This is a genomic window from Celeribacter sp. (assembly GCF_048261515.1).
In the GTDB taxonomy this organism is placed as follows: domain Bacteria; phylum Pseudomonadota; class Alphaproteobacteria; order Rhodobacterales; family Rhodobacteraceae; genus Celeribacter.
Genome location: NZ_JBLXFZ010000001.1, coordinates 727036 through 751358, shown reverse-complemented (window position 1 = coordinate 751358; position 24323 = coordinate 727036). Strand labels below are relative to the sequence as shown.

13 protein-coding genes are annotated in these 24323 nt (G+C 60.2%); all 13 read left to right on the top strand.

The window, feature by feature from the left end; all coding sequences use genetic code 11:
* Positions 1 to 25 precede the first annotated feature (25 nt).
* On the top strand, positions 26 to 1570 hold the full coding sequence (locus ACN0SC_RS03685; protein WP_417248300.1) for an ABC transporter ATP-binding protein: 1545 nt from the start codon (positions 26 to 28) through the stop codon (positions 1568 to 1570).
* Positions 1567 to 2640 (top strand): ABC transporter permease, encoded by a 1074-nt coding sequence (locus tag ACN0SC_RS03680; RefSeq protein WP_417248299.1) that lies wholly within the window; start codon positions 1567 to 1569, stop codon positions 2638 to 2640. The genes ACN0SC_RS03685 and ACN0SC_RS03680 overlap by 4 nt, the downstream gene beginning before the upstream one ends.
* 2 nt (positions 2641 to 2642) lie before the next feature.
* On the top strand, positions 2643 to 3563 hold the full coding sequence (locus ACN0SC_RS03675; protein WP_417248298.1) for an ABC transporter permease: 921 nt from the start codon (positions 2643 to 2645) through the stop codon (positions 3561 to 3563).
* A 91-nt stretch (positions 3564 to 3654) separates the two neighbouring features.
* A complete protein-coding gene (locus ACN0SC_RS03670; RefSeq protein WP_417248297.1) occupies positions 3655 to 4425 on the top strand; it encodes a creatininase family protein in 771 nt (256 codons plus the stop codon).
* Positions 4418 to 6298 carry an adenine deaminase gene (locus ACN0SC_RS03665; RefSeq protein ID WP_417248296.1) on the top strand — a complete coding sequence of 627 codons (1881 nt, stop codon included), beginning with the start codon at positions 4418 to 4420 and terminating at the stop codon, positions 6296 to 6298. The genes ACN0SC_RS03670 and ACN0SC_RS03665 overlap by 8 nt, the downstream gene beginning before the upstream one ends.
* A 46-nt stretch (positions 6299 to 6344) precedes the next feature.
* Positions 6345 to 7337 carry a BMP family protein gene (locus tag ACN0SC_RS03660; protein ID WP_417248295.1) on the top strand — a complete coding sequence of 331 codons (993 nt, stop codon included), beginning with the start codon at positions 6345 to 6347 and terminating at the stop codon, positions 7335 to 7337.
* Between the two features lie 7 nt (positions 7338 to 7344).
* On the top strand, positions 7345 to 8904 hold the full coding sequence (locus ACN0SC_RS03655; RefSeq protein WP_417248294.1) for an ABC transporter ATP-binding protein: 1560 nt from the start codon (positions 7345 to 7347) through the stop codon (positions 8902 to 8904).
* Positions 8901 to 10004: an ABC transporter permease gene (locus ACN0SC_RS03650; RefSeq protein ID WP_417248293.1), complete on the top strand. Its 1104-nt coding sequence runs from the start codon at positions 8901 to 8903 to the stop codon at positions 10002 to 10004. The genes ACN0SC_RS03655 and ACN0SC_RS03650 overlap by 4 nt, the downstream gene beginning before the upstream one ends.
* A complete protein-coding gene (locus ACN0SC_RS03645) occupies positions 10001 to 10945 on the top strand; it encodes an ABC transporter permease (protein ID WP_417248292.1) in 945 nt (314 codons plus the stop codon). Before ACN0SC_RS03650 ends, ACN0SC_RS03645 begins: the two co-directional genes overlap by 4 nt.
* A gap of 239 nt (positions 10946 to 11184) precedes the next feature.
* Complete coding sequence (locus tag ACN0SC_RS03640) at positions 11185 to 12105, top strand: helix-turn-helix transcriptional regulator (RefSeq protein ID WP_417248291.1); 921 nt, start codon at positions 11185 to 11187, stop codon at positions 12103 to 12105.
* Between the two features lie 127 nt (positions 12106 to 12232).
* On the top strand, positions 12233 to 12769 hold the full coding sequence (locus tag ACN0SC_RS03635; RefSeq protein ID WP_417248290.1) for a hypothetical protein: 537 nt from the start codon (positions 12233 to 12235) through the stop codon (positions 12767 to 12769).
* A 779-nt stretch (positions 12770 to 13548) separates the two neighbouring features.
* Complete coding sequence (locus ACN0SC_RS03630) at positions 13549 to 20700, top strand: SdrD B-like domain-containing protein (protein WP_417248289.1); 7152 nt, start codon at positions 13549 to 13551, stop codon at positions 20698 to 20700.
* Positions 20701 to 20717: 17 nt separating this feature from the next.
* A complete protein-coding gene (locus ACN0SC_RS03625; protein WP_417248288.1) occupies positions 20718 to 24302 on the top strand; it encodes a hypothetical protein in 3585 nt (1194 codons plus the stop codon).
* The last annotated feature ends 21 nt before the right edge of the window (positions 24303 to 24323 follow it).

The following is a 24323-nucleotide window of genomic DNA, read 5'->3' as shown; positions in this document are numbered from 1 at the left end:
GGGCAATTTTTGAATGAGGCGATGCATGAAGACCGCAATCGAAGCCGTAAACATAACAAGAATATATCCAGGCGGGACCGTCGCGAACCAAGGAGTGACTCTTCGGGTGCGTCCTGGAGAGGTTCATGCCGTCGTGGGTGAGAACGGCGCTGGAAAGTCGACATTGATGAAGGTCCTTTTCGGGCTGGAGAAGCCGGACGCGGGTGCCTTGCTGGTCAACGGCAAGGAGACTGCGTTCGACAGTCCGCGCGATGCCATCGACCACGGTATCGGGATGGTGTTCCAACACTTCTCGCTGGTGCCGTCATTCAAGGTTTACGAGGTCGTTGTGCTCGGTTCGGAGCCGCGCCGCGGTATCCGTTTTGATCGCGCTGAAGCAATCGCCAAGGTTCGCGCGCTCTCTGAAAAGTTCCGTTTGAACGTCGATCCTGAGGCGAGGGTCTCCAGCCTGCCCGTGGGGCAGCAGCAACGTGTCGAGATCCTTAAGGCACTGTATCGCGACGCGCGTATTCTCATTCTCGACGAACCGACCGCCGTACTTGCGCCGCAGGAAGTCGAGGAGCTTTTCGTCGCCATCCGCGCGCTTGTCGCCGAGGGGCGCACGGTGATCTTTATTGCCCATAAGCTGCCAGAAGTTCTCGACATTTCCGACCGCATTACGGTGATGCGGGCGGGCAAGACCGTCGGCTCAGTCGACACCTCGTCGGTTACTGAAAGCGAACTAGCGGCGATGATGGTGGGTCACGAGGTGGTTCTGCGCGTCGATCGCTCGACTTACGAAGGAAAGCGCAAACTCAGCGTTGAGAACCTCGTCATTCGCAACAGCGCGGGACGGGTTCTTGCGGAAGACCTCAGCCTCAATGTGCATGGTGGCGAGATCGTCGGATTGGTCGGCGTCGAAGGGAATGGTCAGGCGGAACTGCTTGAAACCGTTGGTGGCTTGCGCCCCGCAGCGGGTGGCAGGATCGTACTGGAAGACGACGAGATCACCGACCTTCCCGTGATTGAGCGGCGAGAAAAGGGGGTGGCCTCCATCCCAGAGGACCGGATTGCTGAAGGGCTCGCGGTTGGCGCGACCACGGCCGAAAATCTGGTTGCGACACGTCTCGACAACCCGCGTTTCGTGCGCCGTGGTCTGCTCGATATTGCCGCCATCACCGACAATGCCCGCACGTTGATCGATCGTTTCTCGATCCGTGTTGGCGGTCCTGAATTTCCCGTGGGAACTCTCTCGGGCGGCAATATGCAAAAGGTGGTTGTCGCACGCGAGCTTGCGGAGCAGCCCGAGGTGCTTTTGGTGAACCAGCCGACGCGGGGTGTCGACCTCGCCGCCACGCAGTTTATCTGGAAGTCGATCACCGATGCCCGCGATGGTGGCGCTGCCGTTCTTTTGTCCTCCGCCGATCTGTCAGAGCTTCTGGCCCTCTCCGATCGGTTGGTGGTGTTCTACCATGGCCGCATCGTGGCGGCTTTCCCGAATGACGAAACCGTCACCGCCGAGATGCTGGGCGCCTTTATGCTCGGTATCAGCGAACAAGATGCCGACGAAATGAAAGCTGCCTTGCAATGAGCGACCCTCGCCCCTCCCGCCTTTCTGCCGCCCTTGCCGATAGTTCGCGTGCATTGATCGCGCTGGCCGTCGCACTGCTCGCGGCTTTTGCGATCATCCTGCTTATGTCCGAAGAGCCGGCAAAGGCCTTTGATACCTTCCTCACTGGTCCGCTCGGATCGGCGCGCACGCGTGGTCTGTGGATCGACGATGTGGCCAAACTCACGCTGACTGGCCTCGCGTTTGTTCTGGTGTTTCAGGCCAAACAGTTTTCCCTCGGAGTGCAAGGGCAGGTCTATTTCGGTGGGCTGGCTGCCGCCTTTGTGGCCCTGTCCCCCATCGGTCAGACGTGGGCGGGCATTCCTTTGGGGATGCTGGCCGCGATGATCACTGGGGCCGCCTACGGGTTTATCCCCGGCTACGCCAAGGCGCGGTTCCAAGCCTCGGAAATCGTGTCATCCCTGATGTTGAACTACATCGCCATTCGCGTGGTCAACTGGGTGGTGCGGGCCCATCTCGCGCCCGAAGGCACGGGCCAGTTGATGAGCCCGAAGTTTCCCGCAACGGCGACCTATCCGCCTTTCATTCCAGGCACGCGATTTGATCTCGGCATCCTGTTTGCGCTGATCGCGGTTGGTGTGGTCTGGTTCCTGATCTATCGCACCCGCTGGGGGTTGAAGCTGCGGCTTGTGGGGGAAAATGCACATTTCGCCGAATACGCGGGCATCCGTTCGTCGGCGGTGATGATCTCGGCCATGACGGTGTCGGGGGCCATTGGCGGGCTTCTTGGTTCCGTCTTTGTGCAGGGGCAGGCGTTCAAGCGGATCGCTATCGATTTCGACAGCAACCTCGCCTTTGAGGGCATCCTGATCGCCATCGTGGCCCGCGACAAACCGCTTGCCGTGCCTTTCGTGGCGCTCGGATACGGCTATCTGCGCCAAGGGGCGCAACTCATGGGGCTGCGAACGGATGTGCCGACCGAAATGATCGCCGTGGTTCAGGCTCTCATCATCCTGCTTGTCGCATCGAAATTCACCCTTCCGGGGCATCACATATTGGCCCGACTGTTTGGCCGTAAAGAGGAGGGCTGATCATGTGGGATCTGCTGGCTGCTGTCTTTTCTGTTACCTTCTTTGTCACGGTTCTGCGGGCGACTACGCCGCTGCTGTTCGCAACGCTGGGCGGTTTGATTTCCGATCTGTCTGGCGCACTTAATGTGGCACTTGAGGGGATGATGCTCATTGCCGCGCTGACGGCTGTGATCACCTCGGTCTACGCCCCGTGGTATGTCGCGGTGGTCGCTGGTGTGGGCGCGGGCGCGATGCTCGGCTGGGTCATGGCGCTCTTTCACCTCAAGCTGAAAGCAGACGTGATCCTCGTCGGATTCGGGGTCAATATCCTTGCATCGGGCGGAACGGTCTTTGCCCTGTCTATCGCGACGGGCGGCGACAAGGGCACTTCGATCAACCTGCCCTCGAAATCGATCCCGACCATCGATCTGCCTTTTCTCGAAGGCGTTCCGGTGCTGAAGCTCCTGTCGGGGCATTCGGCGCTGACATGGATCGGCGGACTGTCGGTGTTCCTTCTGTGGTATTTCCTCTATCGCACGCCTTGGGGGCTGTGGCTGCGCGGGGTCGGTGAGTATCCCGCTGCGCCTGAAGCCGCAGGCATCAACGTGATGCGCGTACGGTTCTGGGCGCTCGTGGCTTCCGGTGCCTTTGCGGGCATGGGCGGAGCGCAGCTTGCTATGTTTAACTACGTTGGCTTCACTCGCGACATGACCGCAGGGCGCGGGTTCATCGCTCTGGGTGCGGTGTTGCTCGGCGCACGCCATCCGGTTGGCGCATTGATCGCGGCCCTGTTGTTCGGGCTGTTCGAAGCGCTGTCCATCGTGATGCCAAGCCTGTTCTCGTGGATCCCATCGGAGTTGATCCAGACGATCCCCTTCCTTGTGACGATCATCGCGCTCGTGTTGTTTTCCGTCCGCGCCCGCCAGATCGCGAACAAGACATGAGTGGCGCTGCGATTGAGGCAGGCAACAGGGGTGGGGGCGAATGTGTCGCCCCAGCCGATAAAGGCGCATCACACAGAAAGGCAATGATCCGATGATCCGTGATTTCCGACAAATGAGCTGGCCCGATGTGGAAGAGGCGCTCAAGTTGAACCTGCCCGCGATCTTGCCTTTGGGCGCGGTGGAGCAGCATGGCGCGCATCTTCCCCTGACGGTTGATGCCGATCTGGCGGAGGGGGTTGCGCGGGCGCTGGCCGAACGCACAGGGGCGCTGTTATTGCCCGTGTGCACCTATGGTGAAACATGGTCGAGCGAGGCCTTTGCTGGCACATTGTCGATCAGTCCCGAGACCCTGCGTGCGATGATCGTGGACATCGGGCGCGGCCTGATCCGCATGGGCGTGCCCGCGCTGATTACCCTCAATGGGCATTTCGGGAACAGCGGCCCCATCGGATTGGCCGCACGCACGCTTCAGGCCGAAGGTCTTCCCGTTCTGCATCTCGACTATCCCGACCTTGAAAAGATCGCGGGGCGGATTTGCACCAGCAAACCCGCTGGCCCCAGTTTTTTCCACGCCGATGAGGTCGAGACCTCGATGATGATGGCCCTGCGTCCCGAGGCGGTCGACCTGACGCGCGCACAAGCGGAATATCCCGCGTTCCCGCAGACTTTCGGCTACGAGCAGTTCCAGTTGCGCGACATTTCCAAAACCGGCGTGTTCGGTGATCCACGCGTGTCGACGGCGGAGAAGGGGGAGCAGTTGATCGAAGAGATTGTCGATGCTGCGATCCCGTTGGTCGATGCGTTTCTGTCTCGTCACGAATTAAGCGCACAGGACAGCGCTCAGGGAGAAGATCATGAGTGAGATGACGGGCACGGGGCCTCTTCCCGACGATCTTTTACCTGATGCGGGTGACGAGGTGCGGCTGCGACAGGCGCTGACCCTTGTCGCGCTTGGCAAGAAACCTGCTGACCTCATCGTGCGGGTGGGGCGGATGCTCGACGTGCATTCTGGGCTTTGGATGAACGACTGCGATATCGTCATCAGCGGTCGGCGCATTGCGTGGACGGGGCCATCGGGCACATGGTCGGGAACCGCCGCGCGGGTCGAGGAACGCCCTGAGCTCGCCGCCGTGCCGGGCTTTGGTGAAGTGCATAAACACATCGAGTCTTCACATCTCACGCCGGAATGGGAAGCGGCTCTGGTTATGCCCCACGGTTGCACATGGACCTGCGAGGCGAGCCACGAATATTCCAATGTCGACGGGCCGGGGAATCTCGATTTCTGGCTGGCGCACCGCCGTGCGGGGATGCCCGCAAAGATTTTCCCATTGCCTGGATCGGCCGTGCCGCCGACCGCCTATGAGGGCGGGGGGGGCTACTTCGGAGCGAAGGAACAGGCGGAGTTTCTAGCAACGCCACAGGTTGCGGGTCTCGATGAGGTGATGGACTGGCCTGCGGTCTGGGACGCGAGAAACCCGAGCCACGACCGCCTCTGGGGCATGATTGGCGCGACATTCGCCGCCCGTGGTGTGGTCGAAGGCCATGCCGCAGGGATGCGCGACATCTCGGAGATTTCGGCCTTTGCCGCGGCGGGGATGGCCTCGGATCACGAAGCATGGACTGCACAGGAGGTGATGGACAAGCTCAACCACGGCCTCTTCGTGGAGCTGCGCCCGCATTCTTTGCCTGCTGCGATTTCCGACTTGCTAGAGATGGGACTGAAGAACTGGAGCCATCTTGCGCTGTGCACTGATGATCGCGCGGCACAGGACACGATGAAAATCGGCGCGACAGACCACAACGTGCGATTGGCGATGGAGGCGGGGTTGCCTGTCGAGACTGCCATTCAGATGGTCACGCTCAACCCCGCACGGCATATGCGGCTCACCCCGTGGGTTGGGGCCATCGCACCGGGGCGCTACGCGGATTTGGTGCTGCTCGACGATGTGGATACGCTGTCAATCTCCGAGGTCTGGGCCGACGGTCAGCAGGTCTCGCGCGGGCAGGATTATATGCTCGACGTGCCAAAGATCGAGCGCCCCGAGCGGGCGCGAAACTCGGTCCGTTTGCCGCGTGATCTCACGGCGGAGGATTTCGCCATTGCCGCGCCTGAGGGGCGTGACGAGGTGACGGCGGCGGTGCTGCGTCCGTTCCATTGGGAGGACAATTTCCTGACCGTGACCCTTCCTGTGAAAGACGGAATGGTGCAGCGCGATACAGCGCAAACGGTGACAAAATTCGCGGTGATCGACCGACATCTTGGCACGGGCCGCGTGGCGCGGATGTTCTGGCGCGGCACGGGCCCTGCGACAGCGGGAACGGCGCTGGCCTGTTCGATGGCGCATGACCAGCACAACATCTGGTCGGCGGGGTCTTGCGACGCGGCGATGGCGCTTGCGGTCAATACCCTGCGCGAAATGCAGGGTGGATGGGCGCTTGTGCGTGAGGGGAAACTCGTCGCCACCGTGCGCTACGAGATCGGCGGGTTGATGACCTGCCGCCCTGCGGAAGACCTCGCCTGCGAGATGGAGACGCTTTATGCTGAAGCCGAGAAGGTGGAGTGGATGTGGGAACCCACGTCTTCGCCACGTTGGCACGCAGGCTTCCCCGAAAGACTGGCCTTTGCGACCCTGACCTGTGCGCCGTGGCGTTGGGTGCTGGTGGCGCCAAATGACGAGAACCCCACGGGATTTGTCAACGTCAGCACGGGCGAGACGCATCCGGTCGTCTGGTGACGCCCCGATTTTACAAAGCAAGAAACACCCAACAGGAGAAACACGGATGACAACATCAACAACACGGCGCGCGATCCTACGCGCGGCAGTGGTTGCGGCTGGGGCAATGTTGCCGCTTGCCGCTTTTGCCCAGACAGAGGGCGAACCGCTCAAGATCGCCATGATCCTGCCCGGACCGATTACGGACAATGACTGGAACTCGGTGGGCTACAACGGGCTACAGTCGGCGGGCGAGGCGCTCAATGCGAACGTGGCCTATGCCGAGAACGTCACCGATGCCGATGCCGAACGCCTGCTGCGCGACTTTGCGGCGCGTGGTTATGACCTCGTGTTTGCGCACAGCTTTTCCTTTGGCGATGCCGCACTCAACGCCTCCGAGAGCTTTCCCGATACGATCTTCATGGCGGGCACTGCGTCCGAACTGAGCGACAATCTCGGCACCTATTCCAACCCCGACTATCAAGGCGCGTATCTTGCGGGGATGCTGGCGGCTGGCGCGTCCGATACGGATTCTGTCGGCTGGGTCGGCGGAATGCCTGCGCCGAACATGCTCGCTAACCTTCACGCCTATACGGCGGGGGCCAAAGAGGTGAATGCCGAAGTCAACGTGCTGCATACCTTCATCGGCAGCTGGTTTGATCCGCCTAAAGCAAAAGAGGCCACCATTGCCCAGATCGAGCAGGGCGCGGATGTGGTAAGCGCACAAGGTGTGGGCGTGATCGATGGGGCGGCCGAGAAGGGCGTGTTGGCAATTGGGGCCATGACGGACCAGAACTTCCTCGGGGAAGAAACGGTTCTCACGAGTGTGACATGGGATCTCGGACCACTGATCACGGCAGTCGGACAGGCGGTCATGGATGACACATGGACCAGCGAGAACTGGTCCTATGGTGTGGCCTCCGACTCCGTTGGCCTTGCGCCGTTCCATGGTCTGGACACCAATGTGGATCCTGCGGTGATGGAGGCTGTTGAGGCCAAGATTGCGGCGATCAAAGATGGCAGCTTTGAGGTGCCACTCGACACCAGCCCCGTCGATTGATCCACACATGACCACCAACTTGCCAAAATCCTCTTCCGCGCAGGCGGCCATATCGGTCAGCATGTCCGGCGTGACCATCGCGTTCGACAAGGTGGTGGCCAATCAAAGCGTGGATCTCGACGTCCGACACGGCGAGATCCACGCGCTCTTGGGCGAAAACGGCGCGGGGAAGACGACCCTCATGCGTGCGCTGTGCGGCCTGCTCCAGCCTGACGCGGGCACCATAAGGCTCGACGGCAAGGCGGTTGTGATCCGCGACCCGCAACGTGCGCAAGAACTCGGCATCGGAATGGTCCACCAGCATTTTATGCTGATCGACACCATGACTGTGGCGGAAAATATCTCGCTTGGCCTGCCGCGTGCGCGTGCGGGGCGGCGGGTGTTCTTTCCCGATCTTGACGAGGTTGCGCAACAGATCGACGCGCTAGGCCGCCAGCATGATCTTCAGGTCAACCCCACGGCGCGCGTGGACAGTCTGACGGTCGCGGGCCAGCAGCGGGTCGAAATTCTCAAGGCGCTCTACCGTGGCGCAAAGGTGCTTATCCTTGACGAACCGACAGCGGTGCTTTCGCCGCAGGAAAGCCAGCGGTTGTTCGCGGTTCTGCGCTCGCTCGCGGCACAAGGCACGGCGATCATTTTCATCAGTCACAAGCTGCACGAAGTCATGGCGGTGACGGACAGGATCACGGTTCTGCGGCGCGGGAAGGTGGCAGGATGTCTCGACACCGCCAAGACCACCGAGGACGAAATCGCGCGGTTGATGGTCGGGACACAAACCGTCCAGCCGTCGCGCACCACGGCACCGCGCGTGAAAACAGGCACCGTCTTGCGCCTGCGCGATGCAGGTTTGACGGACGGGCGGGGTTTGCGCCTTCTTGACGGGGTCAACCTTGATATCGAAGCCTCCGAAATCCTTGGCGTGGCTGGCGTCGACGGGAACGGGAAATCGGAGCTTGCGGAGGTTGTGGTCGGGCTGCGCAGGTTGAGCGACGGGCACATCGAATTCGACGGAAAGGATGTCACACATGCCTCCACAGCGACACGGATCAACCGCGGCCTTGCCCATGTTCCGGAGGACAGGCACCGAACCGCGCTGGTGTCGGAAATGTCGGTGGCTGACAATGCGGTTATCGAGATGGCGGGCTGGCGCAGGTTTGCGCGAATGGGGCTGCGTAGGCGCGGGCGCATCGCCGCTTTCGCGCGGGATCTCGTGCGCGAATACGATGTGCGGCCAGGGGATATCACCCAACCCATCGGTGCGCTCTCTGGCGGCAATCAGCAGAAACTCGTTATGGGGCGGGCGCTGACGCGCGATCCCAAGCTGATCGTTGCCGTGCAACCTTCGCGCGGGCTGGACTTCGGAGCGACGGCCTTTGTTCAGGGGCGTTTGCTCGACAGTCGGGCAAGGGGCGCGGCGGTGATGTTGATCTCTGCCGAAATGGACGAGCTGGTCGCCTATTGCGACCGTATCGTTGTGATGTATCGCGGCACGATCATCGGTGAACAGACAGGGCCAGATTACGACGTGGCCAAACTTGGATTGATGATGGCGGGACGCGCGACATGAGCGACGAAACAACCGCAGGTGCGCAGGCGCTTGCCTTTCTCAAGGACCGTCTGGTCGCGCAAAACGCTCTTTCGGGTGTTGTTGCTCTGGCGCTGGCTTTCGGCGTGGGGGCTGTATTGATCCTGTCGATGGGTGTGAACCCGATACAGGCTTATGCGGTGTTGTTCCAAGCCTCACTAGGTAGCCTGAACGGTCTGGCCGAAACCGCGATCCGCACCGTGCCTCTGGCGCTAGCAGGGATCGGAATTGCCCTGTCGTTCCGCGCGGGCGTGTTCAATGTGGGCGCCGAGGGACAGATATTCATCGGCGGGGTCGCAACGGCCTTTATCGGTGTCCAGCTTGCGGGGGCACCGCCCGCTATCGTGATGCCCGCGATGATGCTTGCGGCACTCGCTGCGGGGGCCTTGTGGTCCCTGATCGCGTGCGTGCTCAAGCTGCGCTTCGGGGCGGATGAACTCATCACCACGATCATGCTCAACTATGTGGCCATCCACTTTGTGAGCTACCTGTTGCACGGGCCGTTGCAGGCACCTGCCTCGCCACTGGCGCAGACCGAGCGGTTGGCGCGGGAGTTTCGCTTGCCGATCCTCGTGTCGACGACACGGCTTCACGCGGGGATCGTGCTGGTCATTCTGGCCACTCTCGCGGCGCAGGTCTGGCTGTGGATGTCGGTGGGCGGGTTTAAGCTTCGCGCGGTCGGCCATAACCCGCGGGCGGCTGGCGCGGCGGGGATCAATGTGACGGGGGTCACTGTATTGGCCTTTGTGCTGTGCGGGGCGCTGTCCGGTCTTGCGGGCTTTTCCGAAGTGGCGGGCGTGCATAGGCGCATGATTGAGAACCTCTCACCAGGGTTTGGCTATACCGCGATCATCGTGGCGCTGCTGGGGCGCACCAGTCCGCTTGGCGTCTTGATGGCCGCCGCATTGTTCGCCGCGCTTCAGATCGGGTCGTCCACGATGGAAAGCGCACTTGGTGTCCCAGGAGCGCTGATCGCGATGATACAGGCATTGGTCGTGTTGTTCTTGATCGCGCAGGGGGCACTCCTCGCGCCGCTTACCCGCCTGTTGCGCAGACGTATGACAAAGGAGCCGCAACCATGATGGCCTTTCTGTCCGATCCGGTATTTGCGGGCTTTCTGTCTGCCAGTGTGCGGCTCAGTATTCCGATCCTTCTGGCCGCGCTTGGCGGTGTCTTTGCCGAACGTTCTGGCGTGCTCAATGTGGGGCTTGAAGGGATGATGCTGGCGGGGTGTTTTGCTGGTTTCATGATCACCTTCCAAACTGATCTTCTGATCTTCGGGCTACTCGCTGCGATGATCGTTGGGGGGCTCGTGGGGCTGTTGCTCGGCGTGTTTGCGATTAGCCTTCGCGCCAATCAGGTGGTGGTCGGAATCGCAATCAACCTGCTTGTCGCGGGAGCCACGGCTTTCCTCTTCCGACTTGCCTTTCGGGCAGGCGCAGAGACCCCACGGATCACGCCCTTCGCCGCGCTCGATTTCGGGCCGCTGGCCACGATCCCTGTATTGGGGCCGATGCTTTTCAGTCATGACATTCTGACCTATGCGGCGCTTGGCCTCGTGGTGGTGTCATGGGTGGTGCTGTGCCGTTCGACCATCGGACTTGCCGTGTCGGCGGTTGGCGAAAATCCTGTGGCGGCAACCACGCTCGGCCTCTACGCCATCCGCACGCGCTACCTCGCCGTGATCGTCAGCGGTATTCTCGCTGGGCTCGGCGGGGCGTTCCTGTCGATGAGTGCCACGGGGCTGTTTCTCGACAATATGACGGCGGGGCGAGGGTATATCGCACTGGCGATCCTAATCCTCGGACGCCGCCACCCGTTCGGGATTGTTGCCGCATCGCTGGTGTTTGGAGCTGCCGAAGCCCTGCAGCTGCGCGCGCAACTGATGCCAACGGGTGTGCCGCTACAGGCGCTCATCGTTTTGCCCTATGCGCTGACATTGGTGGTGCTTGCGGGGTTTGCCTCCAAAAGTGGTGCGCCCAAATCGCTCGGTCAGCCGCTCCCGAAAACGGGTGTTCGGTAGCCTGCGTGGAATGCAGGAAAAGCTCTGCACCTTCTTTTATGATGATGTTCGCGCACCTTGACAGCCGGCCTTGCCCAAACTCAACTGGTTGTTGAGCCATGTCCCCGTTGCGAAGACGCCTTTTGTGTGCGGCGAACTTTGTTGGCGGATGGTGGGGGTGAAAGAGGATTGTTTTGTTACTGGGGTGACTTGTCACAATGGAGGGGATTGGGCGCGCATCTGAGATTAGTGATTTTCTGTTGGAGCTCTACCATGATGCTTTGGAGTGTGAGCCCGACGAACTTCGTTTGCGGGTGCTTGGCAATCTGCAGCGCCTGATACCCTTTGACTTCGGTGTGTGGGGCGGTGGTCGGGCGGACAGCCGCCTTGTGTCGGACCTGACAGTTCTCAATCAGAGCGAAGCAATTCTAGAGGACTGGGAAGCTGTTGCCCAACAGGATGACTTCTGTGACCTGACCCTCAATCGCTTGGGGTCAACCGCCCGCTTTGACGATGTGCCCGATTATCGTGAGGGACTGGCCTTTAACGAGCATTGGCGACGCTTCAACGCCTCGCACATGATGGCGACCATCGTCGGAGAAAAGACGTATGGCTATGTGAGTTTCGTGGGGCTCTGTGCGGAGGGAAGGCCGTTGGTGTTTTCGGATGCCGAGCGCACCCTGAAGCAGATGCTCATGCCGCATCTTTCACAAGCCCTGCGCATGAACCGTGAGTTATGGGCGGGGCGGGCAGTCAGGGAGCATGATGCTGTCGTGCTTGTTGATGGCGGTGGCTGGATATTGACGGTCCAAGGGCCGTTTCGTGATCTTGCCGAACGTGAATGGGGCAAACAACCCGTTCAGCTCCCCGCCCTCATCATGGATGCACTTAAGAACGGCGAACGGTGGATTGGGAAAACGCTGGAGATGGGGATGCTGCCGCTCGGCACCAACTTTCTAGTCCACTTGTCGGAACATCATGCGCCTCTGGCGGCCCTGTCGGCACGTGAGCGCGAAGTCGCCCAGATGTTCGCTTCGGGTCAGACTTATAAGCAGGTCGCCCGCGCTCTCGGAACGTCGCCATACACTGTGCGCAATCAGATCACACGCATTTACGAAAAGCTGGAGATTTCGAACAAGGCCGAATTGGCGCAGGCCCTTGCGAGGAAGCGACCTCAATAGAGCATTTGCTCCATTCTCACAGAGGTTGCTTTCCGGGATACTCGCGCCCCGGCGCACCGCTGCGCATCTTCCGTGTCGAGCATGACGGCTCGTCGCTCCCGCAACCAATCCTCGAAAGGAGTTCCCTATGAAAAGGCATGTTTTCGGCATTGTTGGATGTGCGCTTTGTCTGGCACAATCTGTTTTGGCGCAGATCGAAAAAAACGCAGTAGGCACGATCATCGCCAGCATCGGCGATGCGTCCTATGAAGGAGAGACACTCGATGTGCCCGCCGAAGGCACGGCGACCGCGGAATTTCGGTCGCTCGGCCCGATTACCTCCATCAGCATTCAGGGTCATGACCCGAAAGCCGAAAGCATCATGAGCAACGTCTTGTCCCTCGACATTATGGTGATGGGCAATGACGCCTCCGCTACCGTAACAACGGCCACAGTTTCGTATTTCCCCGATGGCATGAGCGCGGCCTTCTACAACAACGAACATAGCGCGACCCAAGCGCAGGTGGTTTTCGATACACTCTCCCTCGAAGACGGCGCGTCCCGTGCCGTGGGACGTTTCACGGCGGTGGTCTGCCGCAAGGACGATTATTTCTCCGAAACCGACGAAACCGATTGCATACCTGTCGAAGGAGTATTCGACACGGTCCTGCGAAACGCGGGGTGAGTGGAGGTCAGACCGGACAGGGTGGCGGTGCACAGGTCATCGATGAAGCATGGCGTCCCGTCCACTCGACTGTCATTGCATCTCGTCCAGACACGGTAATGACGCTGTTTGGAGAAGGAGTTTCGCTAATTGGGTTACATGAGCGCCATGTAGCGTCCCGACTTGCGCTGTGTAGAGAATTTCCCCGTAATTTCATTCAGATATACGGACCTTGATACGGTGATTAGGATGGCCGCTCGTGATGAGCTGCCGTCCGCTTTGCTATATGAGGTTGATGGAGTGAGGTGCAGTGCGACGTTGAGATTTGCGAGGCATATGGGTGGTTAGAATGCTCAATGTCATTGAGGCAGGAAAATAGGAAATCTTGAACGCGGCGTATCAGTTTAGGCCTTTATGCGCGTTTTCCATGGCCGAGCATAACGTGTTCGGCGACTAGGTTTTTCCAAGTTTTCCCAGACAGAGTTACACAAGGTGCGTTCCGACGCATTGGATGCTTTTGGCGCAATCATGCGGCCTAAAAGCATACGTGTAGGTCTTTCAGGTGACTGTCTCCGCGATGCCATTGTGTGAACGGTATCATTCGCAGGTCACTCTAAACGCGCGCCAAACCGTCTCTCCCGCCCTCATCCGGACCGTCGTTGTCGGCGGTTCTCATATGAACGGAGAGAGCAGACATGACGTTTTCGCAGCAGCGCATCAAAGGTTCCCACTGCAACGCAGTTACTCCAGCGACACTAAGGGGTTGGGTGGCAGCAAGCGTGAGAGCTGTGGCTTTCGTGATGTTGTCTCTTCTGGTTACAACGGTCGTCGCTGCGTCGCAGGCACTTGCCTACGACTTGGTGTTGAACGTCAACGACTCCGGTTCGGATCCGACGCCTGCGGGAGGGAGTGTCACCTACAACGTCACTGTGGAGAATAACGACACAGGGGCGGGAGCGTCGACGGCGACGCAGCTTACTCTGGACATTCCTGCGGGTACGGAACTCACCGATGTGACCAACGCGACTTGTAGCGCGGCCTTCCCTGTTGCGGGGGCCGGATCGCTGACCTGCGATATTCCCGCGCTTGCCGAGGGGGCGAATTTTTCGCTGGAGGCTGTCGTCAAAACCTCGACGTCAGGCACGATTGATATGGGGTTCAGCCTTCCCGCAGATGACGACGATACCAACAACAGTTTTTTCGAGACGACGACCATTCTGAACGGTGCCGATGTTGAACTGACGATCACGGGTCCGGCGAATGCGGTGTCTGGTGAAGTCGTCACCTATACCTACACGCTCGTAAACAGTGGTCCCGATGACGCGGAAGATGTGGTCGTGGAGATTCCCGCTATCAGCGGTCTCGATATAACCAATGTTCCGAACTACTGTAGCGCGAGTGGTGGTGGCTATCTCTGTACGATCCCGAGCGATATCGCCAATGGCGACGACTTCTCCTTTGATGTGATAGGGCAGATCACGATTGCGGGTGGCGGGTCCGACCTGAGCGTGGTGGCGACCGCGAGTGTCGGAAGCGATTCCGACCCGACATCGCCGCGCGATCCGATGACCGATGACAACACGGACACATTCGGCACCACGATTGCGGATGGTAGCGATGTTGCCATTTCTAAAACCAGCAATGCGCCCGATCCCACACTTGTTGATAGCGAAGTCATCTTTACCCTCGCGCCAATCTACACGGGCGGGGTGCCTTACGGTCTGGAGATTACGGATACCGTTCCCGCGCAGTACGAGATTGATCAGGTGGAAGTGCAGAGCGGCGGATGGGACTGTGACGTTGACGAGCAGGTTGTGAGTTGTGAGCGCGAGTCCACGGGGCTGAACGCAGGTTCGGGCGTTTCGCTTGGTGAGATTTTGATCCACACGACGGTTGTGGGTGATGGCGACGCGGAAAACACTGCGGAAATTTTCTCGATCACCGACGACCCGAATCCGTACAACAACGAGGATTCCGATGGCACGCGCACGATCGAGGTTCCGTCCGTCGATCTGGCTGTTACGAAAACCGGTCCCGATCCGGCGCTGGTTGTGGTCGGCAACGCGTATAATTTCAATCTGCGCACCCAAAACACTGGGAATGCCGATTTTTACGGCACGATCTACATGACGGATTCCCTGCCCGCGGGGATGCGTTTCACGAGCTACTCAGGGACGGGCTGGGACTGCGCGCCCTATGCCGCGCCTGCTGCCACGCCACCCGCAACTTCTCCGCTTGCGACGCCTGCGGATGGACCTGTGGATGTGGTCTGCGAACGGACCTATGAGGCGGGGACGTCAGGGCCGCTTGAGGCTAGTGACTACACGCCGTTTGCGGAGATCACTGTCGAGGCAACCCAATCGGGTCGCTTGGTAAACAACGCAAGTGTCTCGTCGCCTGAATACCCTGGTGCGGGTGAGGGCAACACCGCGAGTTATGAGGTGGATAGTAGCTTTGACACCGCGTCAGCCGATTTGACCTTGATCAAGACGGCCGCTCTCCCGTCGCTGAACGCGGGCGATACCCAGACCTACACCATCGAAGTGGTGAACGAAGGGCCGCAGGCTTCGGCTGATGTGGAAGTGACGGATTCGCTGGTAAGCCTGATTAACAACTTGGAGGGTCCAACTGGTGCGGGTCTTGTCAGCGTTACGGCCCTTGCGGGTGCGACCTGTTCCACCTCGCCATCGGGGGGCCGCTCAATTGCTTTGAGCTGTGTGTTTGACACCTTGCCAGTTTGTTCGGCAGGAAGCTGTCCCGAGATCGAGGTACAAGTGCGTCCTGGTGGGGATGCGGGAGACCGGAGCAACACGGCTCAAGTTATCTCGACCTCCGTGGCCGATCCTAATCTGAAAAACAACAGCGACACTGTGGACTTCGAAATCGTGGCGCGCACGGATGTGACCGTGACGAAAACTGCGACGCCTTCCACGGCTATCGCGGGGCAGAATTTGACTTATACCGTTGCTGCTAAAAATCCTTCTCCCGTTGCCCTGAGTACGGCGGAGAATGTCACGATTACCGATACGCTGCCCGACGGTTTGCTGTTCGTGTCTGCGACCCCGCAGAATGGCAGTTGTTCGACCACGCCAACCGTAGGAACCATCACGGCAGCAGGCAACAACCAAGTCACCTGTAACCTTGGCTCGGTCGCAAGCGGCGGTCAGAGGACGGTGACGATTGTTGTGCAACCGACCGAAACGTTCGTCGGCGGCGACATCGTAAACAACGCCACGGTGTCGACAAGCACGCCCGAAACGGATTCAGGCAACAACGAAGCGAGTGTTTCTACGCCCGTCGTTGCGCCTGTCTATGACCTTCAGGTCAATAAAATAGACGATATTGACCCCGTGGCGACGGATCAGGATGTGACCTACACGGTGACAATCCAGAACAACGGTCCGTCAGCAGCGGAGGCTGTGACCGTCTCCGACCTCATGCCGCCTTCGTTTCTGTCCTATCAGTCTCATACGGCGATGGGTGCAACCTGTGGGACCGTGCCTGCGGTCGGTTCGACGGGGGGGACGCTTGAATGCACCTTTGATCGCATCGAGGCGGGGGGTGAACGCACTGTCACGATCATTGCGCGTGGTGAAGACAAAGGCACGACGACCAACACGGCGGAGTTGTCCTCGCCAGGCATTACGGCGGGATATGATCCGTTGCCCGGAAACAACCGTGTGGAAGAAAAAACCACCGTTCGCACCCGTGCAGACGTGGAAGTTGTCAGTAAAGTCGCAACGAGCACCTCAGGAACCGCGATTGACGAGATTGACCTGCGCGAAGGCTTCAACTTCGTAATCACCGTGCGCAACAACAACACCGGCTCGGGGCTGCGCGAGGCGGATGACGTTGAAGTCACCGACAGCCTGCCGTCGGGTATGGTTCTGACGGGGACGCCCTCTGTGACAAGTAGCGCCACATCATCGGCAACGTGTAGCGGCGTGGAGGGGGAGATCAGCTTCACTTGTGAGCTGGGCACCTTCGACAGCGGCGGCGAGGCGACCATTACGGTGCCCGTAAAAGTCATCGCAGTTTTGGAGAATCCGCAGGAATTTACTAACGAGGCGGAAATCACAACCTCGTCGCTCGATGTTAATCCGAACAACAACACAAACAAAGGTGACGTTGACGTTGTCTCCTCCTCGATCTCGGGCACCGTCTTCCGCGATTTCAATAATGACGTTGTCATTGACGCGGAGGATACGGGGATTAAAAACGTGACGGTGACGGTGAGCGGCACGGCCTTTGACGGCACGCCCATCACCGCCACGGCGACCACCGACGCGAACGGGAACTATACCGTTCCGAACCTGCCGCGCGGGACATATACCGTGACGCGCGGGACGGTCAGTGAAGCCTATCTTAACGATGGCGGAAGTGACGCTGGCTCCGCAGGTGGCAACGACGATTTAGAAACTGTGATTTCCGCAGTTGAACTTCCGAGCAACACCGACGTGACGGAATATGATTTCGGCCTCGTCCCGCAAGCGCGGATCGGGATCGCCAAGAGCGTGACCAAGGGGCCAACGACAGCCGCCGATGGCTCGTTCACGGTCACATTCGGCTTTGTTGTTGAGAACTTCAGCCTTGAAACACTTGAGAATATCGCAGTAACGGATGCGCTCGCAGGGACTTTGCCACTCTTTGGCACTCATGTCTCCCTCACCACTCCCGCGACCGATCCGATGTCGGCAGGTCAATACACGGTGCTGTCCGTCTCAGGCGGCTCCTGTGGCGGCGCGATTAGTGGCTTCAATGGCGATACAGATCATCAGGTTCTGGCAAGTGGCGTGACCCTCACGGCAGGTGATAGTTGTGATCTGTCCGTGGAACTGCGCGTGCGTCCGACCGTTTCGGGTCAGGAGTTTAAGAACCAAGCGCTGGTGACAGGGACTGGCTTGCTGACGGGGCAGACGCCAGATGACCTTTCTGACAATGGCACCGATCCTGACCCGAACGGCAACGGTACCGCAGATGATGCTGACGAAGACGAGCCGACGCCTGTGACGGCAGGCGACGCGCCCTCGATCACCTTGGTGAAAACCGCCGATACGACCGACTTCAGCAACCCGCCCGCCGAAAGGGATACGATCACCTATCACTACGAGATCACCAACACGGGGCCGACTACGCTGACCGCTGTGACGTTGACGGACCCGATGACGGACCTCGACCTAAATGGCGGGACGATTACCTCGCTGGCACCTGGTGAGACGGATAGCACGACCTATTGGGCAACCTATGAGCTCAAACAGGCGGATATCAACCGCGGGTCTCTGACCAACACGGCGAAAGTTGTGGGCACTGATCCCTTTGGTGTGGACGTGGAGGACGAAGATACGGTCGTGACGCCAGTGACGCGCGAGCCTTCGATCGACCTGATCAAAGAGGCCGATGCGAGTAACGTGAGCGATCCCGCTGTCAAGGAGCAGGAAATCTCCTACAGCTTCACCGTGACCAATACGGGCAACGTGACGCTGACCAATGTGACGATTTCGGATGCTTTGGAGGGGATTGACCTCGACGGTGATCCGATTCTCTCGCTCGCACCTGGTGAGAGTGACAGCACGACGTTCAAGGCGACTTATGAGCTGACCCAAGCCGATCTGGACAAGGGGAAAGTCGAGAACTCCGCGATTGTGACGGCCAGCGACCCTGACGACAATGACGTGACGGACGTGTCGGACGACCCGACGGATCCCGCAGATGAGGACCCGAACCACGATGGCAACCCCGACGATCCAACCGTCGTGCCGATTGGTCAGGCGCCGTCTATCCAACTGGTCAAAACTGTGGACAACTCCGGTCTGACCCAAACCATCGGTCAGGTGGACGAGGAGTTGGTATACACGTTTACGGTCACCAACACGGGCAACGTGACGCTGAAGGAAGTGAAGATTTACGATCCGCTGCTTGGGTCCGGTCAAATCAGCGAAATCATCGCATCTCTGGCACCTGGCGGTGAATATACCTTCACGGAGAAAGGGTTTTACGCGATCACGCAGACCGATATCGACAATGGCACCGTGGTGAATACGGCGACGGCGACGGGGACATATGGCACCGATGAGTTTGGCGACCCGCTGACCGTGTCCGATGACGATACGGCGGAGGCGGATACCGTCTTCATTCAGGCGATCCCTGAACCACCCTTCGTGTTTGATACGGACGGGGGCACGACGACCTCCATGCTGGCGTCCGACCTTCTCGGCACGGAACCCGCAACGGTGGACAACGTGACGATCTCGGTGGAAGATACCGACCCCGAACTCACGCTTGATCCCACGACGGGGCTGATCACCCTTTCCGAGGGCAACCCCGCAGGCACCTATGAGGTGACCTACAAGATCTGCCGCAAGGATAATCCGTTGGTCTGCGATCAGGCGACGGAAACGGTGATCCAGCGTCCCATCAGCGCGATTGAGGCGGTCAAGACGCAGGAGCTGACCGATAACGGCGATGGCGTCGACGGGGTGGGCGACCTGATGACCTACACCATCACGGTCGAGAACCTCGGCAATACCACTGTGAACGACGTGGTGTTGGACGATACCTTCCTGACGCTCGACACGGGCGAGGTGCTCGCGCTCGACAGCGGTCCGACGTTTGTGTCAGCCGATCAAGGGTCTTCCGAAGGCACGTTGCTCATGGGAGAGACCGCGACCTATACGGCAACCTTCGAGCTGACGATTGGCGCGGTGGATGCGGGGGGCCTGTCGAACCAGGTTAAGGCAACCGCAATGCCCGAGTACCCGCCCGAGTTCACCGATCCGCCTGTGGAGGTGAGTGATGTCTCCGACGATGGCGACGATACGGACGGTAACTCCGAAGACGACCCGACGGTCTATCCGCTGGAGCCGCTGCTCTACGATAGCGGGCTGGTCCTGACCAAAACCACGCCGCGTGGTGTGGTGGAGCGAGGCTCGACCGTGCCCTACACGATCACCGTCACCAACGAGAACCCGCGCACGGGCGGAACGATGGACCTCATGGATGTGTTGCCTGCCGACTTCGTTTATGTCGAGGGCACGGCCACTTGGGATGGCGAACCCTTCGACGTGGATGTGCAGGGCAAGGTTGTGACATGGGGCACCGTTCGCGTGCCGCCGCTCACCACCATCGAGGCAACGCTTGAGGCTCGAGTGCTGACCAGTGCGGATGCGGGCGACCATGTGAACCGCGTAAGGTTGCGGGATTCGACAACTCGCGAGCCGCTCTCACCCGAGGCGACTGCGACGGTGACGATCATACCTGAGCCTGTGTTTGATTGTGGTGATGTTTACGGGAAGGTGTTCAACGACCTGAACCGTGACGGCTACCAGAATGCGCCGTTCAGCCCGATCATTGATGACGACGCGATGTTTAGCGGGAAATACAGCGGCAAGGGCGATGTCGCCGCCGATGTGGAGCGCGATATTGTCGAGAACGGCATTCCCGCGGTGCGCCTGACGGGTGTGGATGGCACGGTCATCACGACGGATGAATACGGCCGTTACCACGTCCCCTGTGCGATGCTGCCGCAGGATCGCGGGTCGAACTTCATCTTGAAACTCGACACGCGCTCGCTGCCCACGGGCTACCGCCTGACGACGGAAAACCCGCGCGTTGTCCGCCTGACCCCAGGCAAGATGACCGAGATGAACTTCGGTGCGGCGCTGACCCGTGTGGTGCGTGTTGATGTCAATGCGCAGGGGTTTGTGCAGGCCCGATCCGGTCTTGACTTGTCAGCTGAACTGGCTGGTGCGCTCGAAGGTCTGGTTGATCAGATCGCAGGCGAGCCTGTGCATCTGCGGATCATCTACCACCTGCCGGATGACGCGGGGAGTGAGGACAAACGACTGGCGCAGAAATCCATGCGGGAGGTTGAGCGAGAGTTGCGCGACCTCTGGAAAGAACCCAGTCGCGTGAAACTGACCATCGAGAAAACCATCGTGAGGGTGGAGCAATGAGAACGCTAGGAATGAACATGAAACACAATCCCTTGGCGCGCGTTCTGAGCGGTGGATCGGTGTTGGCAATGGGGGCGGTCCTTTGGGCCTTTGAGGCGCAGGCCGAGACCTATTGCGCCGAGGCGATGGCGCCGCAGCCCGAAGATTGCCAGAGGTCGAACGCGGATGTGGTTGTGACCATGCCCGTGGGCGAGAACACCGAGATGGTTAAAGAGGCCATGGGTTCGGATTTCGAGGCGCAGGGTTTTTCGATCTCGATCGACGAGACGCCTGTTGCGGGCGCCATGCCGCCGCCCGACACACGCCGCCCCGCCGATATTGCCGCTGATGCGTCCGATATCGACATTCGCTTCGACGGGTTGATGCCCAAGCGGTTGCTCAACGTCTCGACGGCGGATTTGCGTGCGTCCTACCGTGCGGGGGATACGGTGCGTTTCCGCGCTTCGACGAACTACCCTGCCTATATCTCCCGCGCCGAGGTGCGGGTGATTGACACGACAGGACGTGCGCCGCGCACTGTGGCCACTCTGCCCGTGTCTCCCAATGGTGTTGCGAGCTGGACCATGCCCGCCGATGCGCCCGAGGAGATGGTCTATGTTCTGCGCGTTTATGATGCGAAGGGCCGCTATGACGAGACATGGCCGCTCGACCTGACGCGCACGCAGAAGGTCTTTGATACCCATGAGACCACCTCCGCGCCGCTCGTGGCCGCGGGGGAGGGTGAGGACCGCACCCGTCAACGCGCCATTCCCGTGGCGGGTGGCATGGTGACGGTCTCTGGCCGTGCCGATGCGAATGCGCCTGTGCGCGTGATGGGCGAGGAGGTTCCTGTGACACCTTCGGGCGAGTTCCTCGTGAGCCGTATCGTGCCCGCGGGCGACCGCACGGTGGATGTGGAATTCAACCGCTACGGGCAACCGAAACACATCGCTCGCAGGCTCGAAATCCCTGCAAGCGACTGGCACTACGTCGCGATTGCGGACCTCACGCTCGGCCACCGGATCAAGGATACCGAAGCCGAGGCCGATCCTGACTACGAACGCAACTATGCGGACGGGCGTCTGGCCTATTATGCAACGGGGATCACCAAGAACGGATGGTCCGTCACCTCGTCGCTCGACACGGGCGAGGGCGATCTGGAGGACATCTTCAAACGCCTCGACGAGAAAGACCCGCGTTCGGTGATCGAGCGTATGGACCCCGAGGATCTCTACCCGACCTACGGTGATGACTCGACGAGCTATGACGACACGCCGACCTCGGGGCGCGTCTATCTGCGCGTGGAGAAGGACGACACGCGCTTCACATGGGGTGACTTCAAGGCCGATGTGGCCAGCGGGGAACTGCTGTCCAACACGCGCACGCTCTACGGCGCGGAACTGCGCAGCGCGACTGCGGCACGCACCGAGGATGGCGAGGCGCGTGTGCGCGGCTTGGTCTATGCGGCGCAGCCCGACACGCTGCCGCAGCGCGACATCCTGCGCGGGACGGGCGGTTCGGTCTACTTCCTGACGCGTCAGGACATCAATGGCGGCTCCGAGACGATCAAGGTGCAGGTCATTGACCCCGACACGGGCCGCGTGGTCTCGACACAAAGCCTCGTCGCGGGCGTGGATTACGAGATCGACTATCTGCAAGGCGTCATCACCCTGACGCGCCCGCTCAACTCCTCGGCGTCCGATGGTGGTTTGGTCGGCGCGGGTGTTGGTTCCTACGACGTCAACCTCGTCGCGCAATACGAATACACGCCGAGCACGGATGACGTGGATGGCTTCTCCTACGGGGGACGTGTCGAGGCATGGGCGACGAATGACCTGCGTCTCGGCTTCACCGCGATGAAAGAAACCACGGGCGTGGCCGATCAGAAGATGGCCGCAGCTGACGCCTATTTCAAATTCGGTGAGGCGAGCTTCATCGAGGCCGAGGTGGCTGGCACAGACGGTCCGGGCTTCAGCCGCAGCCTGTCCTCGGATGGTGGTCTGACGATCACCGATACGGGTGTTGCGGGCACCGACCGCGCGCTGGCCTATCGCCTCAATAGCCATATTGATTTTGCCGACCTTGGCATGTCCACGGCAGGCTTTGCCGAGCTCTACTACGAACGCAAGGAGGCGGGGTTCTCGACCCTCAACGAGGACATCACCGAGGATCAAACCCTGATCGGCCTGCGGGCCGAAGTGGAGGCGAGTGAAGCCCTGACCTTTGGTGTTCGTGCCGAAGACTTCCGCAAGGACGGCGGGACGCGCGAGACCGAAGGTGAAGTCAGCCTAGCCTATGACATCTCCGACGCCCTGACGGTTGAGGCCGCGCTTGGCTATCTCGACAAGGTGACGGTTGGCGATCCCTCTGAGACAGGTACGCGCACCGATGTGGCCGCGCGTCTGACCTATGCGTTGAATGACGACACGAAGGTCTGGGCCTTCGGTCAAAGCACGCTGGACCGCACAGGCGGGTTGGAGCGCGAGGACCGTTTCGGTCTCGGTGCCTCTGTGCGATTGAGCGAGAAAGTCACGGTCTCGGGTGAGGCCTCTGACGGCACGTCCGGCTTTGCGGCCAATGCATCTCTGGCTTATTCGCCCACGGCGGACAACGAGGTCTATCTGGGCTACACTCTCGACCCGACACGTACCAACGGCGGCTATGAGCTTGTCGGTGAGGATCGTGGCAAGGTGGTCATCGGCGGGCGGGCACGCTATTCGCAGGCCTTCTCCAGCTACGCCGAAACCTCGATGGATTTCTTCGGGGAGCGTCGATCGAATACGCAGGCCTACGGGATCACCTATACGCCGAATGCTCGCTGGGCCTTTAGCGGCGGGATCGAGAGCGGCACCGTGCGCGACGAGATCAATGGCGATATTGACCGGGACGCCTTTTCCTTCGGAGCCGCCTATACGGGCGACGAGGGGCTGCGCGCGCGGGCGCGTTTGGAATACCGCACGGAAAGCGGTGCGGGTCTGACGCAGGATGCCGACACATGGGCCTTTGCGGGCGGGTTTGAATACCGTCCGAGCGAGAACGCCCGTTGGATGGGGAACATTGACGCGCTGATCTCCGACAATGACACCGACAGCTTCCGTGATGGCGAGTATGTCGAGGCAAGCCTCGGCTACGGGTTCCGACCCATCGACAACGAGCGGCTGAACGTCCTGTTCAAATACACTTATCTCTACGACCTTCCCGGCGCGGATCAGGTCACGGCCGATGGTGATACCGATGGGGATGCACAGAAGAGCCACGTCCTGTCTGTCGATGTGGACTACGACCTCAACGAGCACTTCACGCTTGGCGGTAAATACGGTTACCGCAAATCCGAGATCGCCCCGCGCGGCACGGAGGACTTCAACGGCTCGACCGCCCATCTGGGGATCGTGCGGCTCGACTGGCACGTGGTCCACAACTGGGACGCGATGGCCGAAGGGCGGCTTATGTACACCGAGGAAAGCGAAACCTACGACACGGGCGCGCTCTTGGGCATCTACCGCCACATCGGCAACAACGCCAAAGTCGGGATCGGCTACGAGTGGGGGCAGGTCTCCGAGGACATGACCGACCTCAACTACGAAAGCTCGGGAGTGTTCCTGAACCTCATTGCCAAGTTCTAAGACGTCAAATGAGTTGGCATG

Bases quoted from the DNA above. Each gene is read 5' to 3' on its own strand.
- ACN0SC_RS03635 (WP_417248290.1), top strand. From the start codon at position 12,233: ATGAAAAGGCATGTTTTCGGCATTGTTGGATGTGCGCTTTGTCTGGCA.
- ACN0SC_RS03665 (WP_417248296.1), top strand. From the start codon at position 4,418: ATGAGTGAGATGACGGGCACGGGGCCTCTTCCCGACGATCTTTTACCT.
- ACN0SC_RS03655 (WP_417248294.1), top strand. From the start codon at position 7,345: ATGACCACCAACTTGCCAAAATCCTCTTCCGCGCAGGCGGCCATATCG.
- ACN0SC_RS03675 (WP_417248298.1), top strand. From the start codon at position 2,643: ATGTGGGATCTGCTGGCTGCTGTCTTTTCTGTTACCTTCTTTGTCACG.
- ACN0SC_RS03660 (WP_417248295.1), top strand. From the start codon at position 6,345: ATGACAACATCAACAACACGGCGCGCGATCCTACGCGCGGCAGTGGTT.
- ACN0SC_RS03625 (WP_417248288.1), top strand. From the start codon at position 20,718: ATGAAACACAATCCCTTGGCGCGCGTTCTGAGCGGTGGATCGGTGTTG.
- ACN0SC_RS03650 (WP_417248293.1), top strand. From the start codon at position 8,901: ATGAGCGACGAAACAACCGCAGGTGCGCAGGCGCTTGCCTTTCTCAAG.
- ACN0SC_RS03680 (WP_417248299.1), top strand. From the start codon at position 1,567: ATGAGCGACCCTCGCCCCTCCCGCCTTTCTGCCGCCCTTGCCGATAGT.
- ACN0SC_RS03685 (WP_417248300.1), top strand. From the start codon at position 26: ATGAAGACCGCAATCGAAGCCGTAAACATAACAAGAATATATCCAGGC.
- ACN0SC_RS03645 (WP_417248292.1), top strand. From the start codon at position 10,001: ATGATGGCCTTTCTGTCCGATCCGGTATTTGCGGGCTTTCTGTCTGCC.
- ACN0SC_RS03630 (WP_417248289.1), top strand. From the start codon at position 13,549: ATGTTGTCTCTTCTGGTTACAACGGTCGTCGCTGCGTCGCAGGCACTT.
- ACN0SC_RS03670 (WP_417248297.1), top strand. From the start codon at position 3,655: ATGATCCGTGATTTCCGACAAATGAGCTGGCCCGATGTGGAAGAGGCG.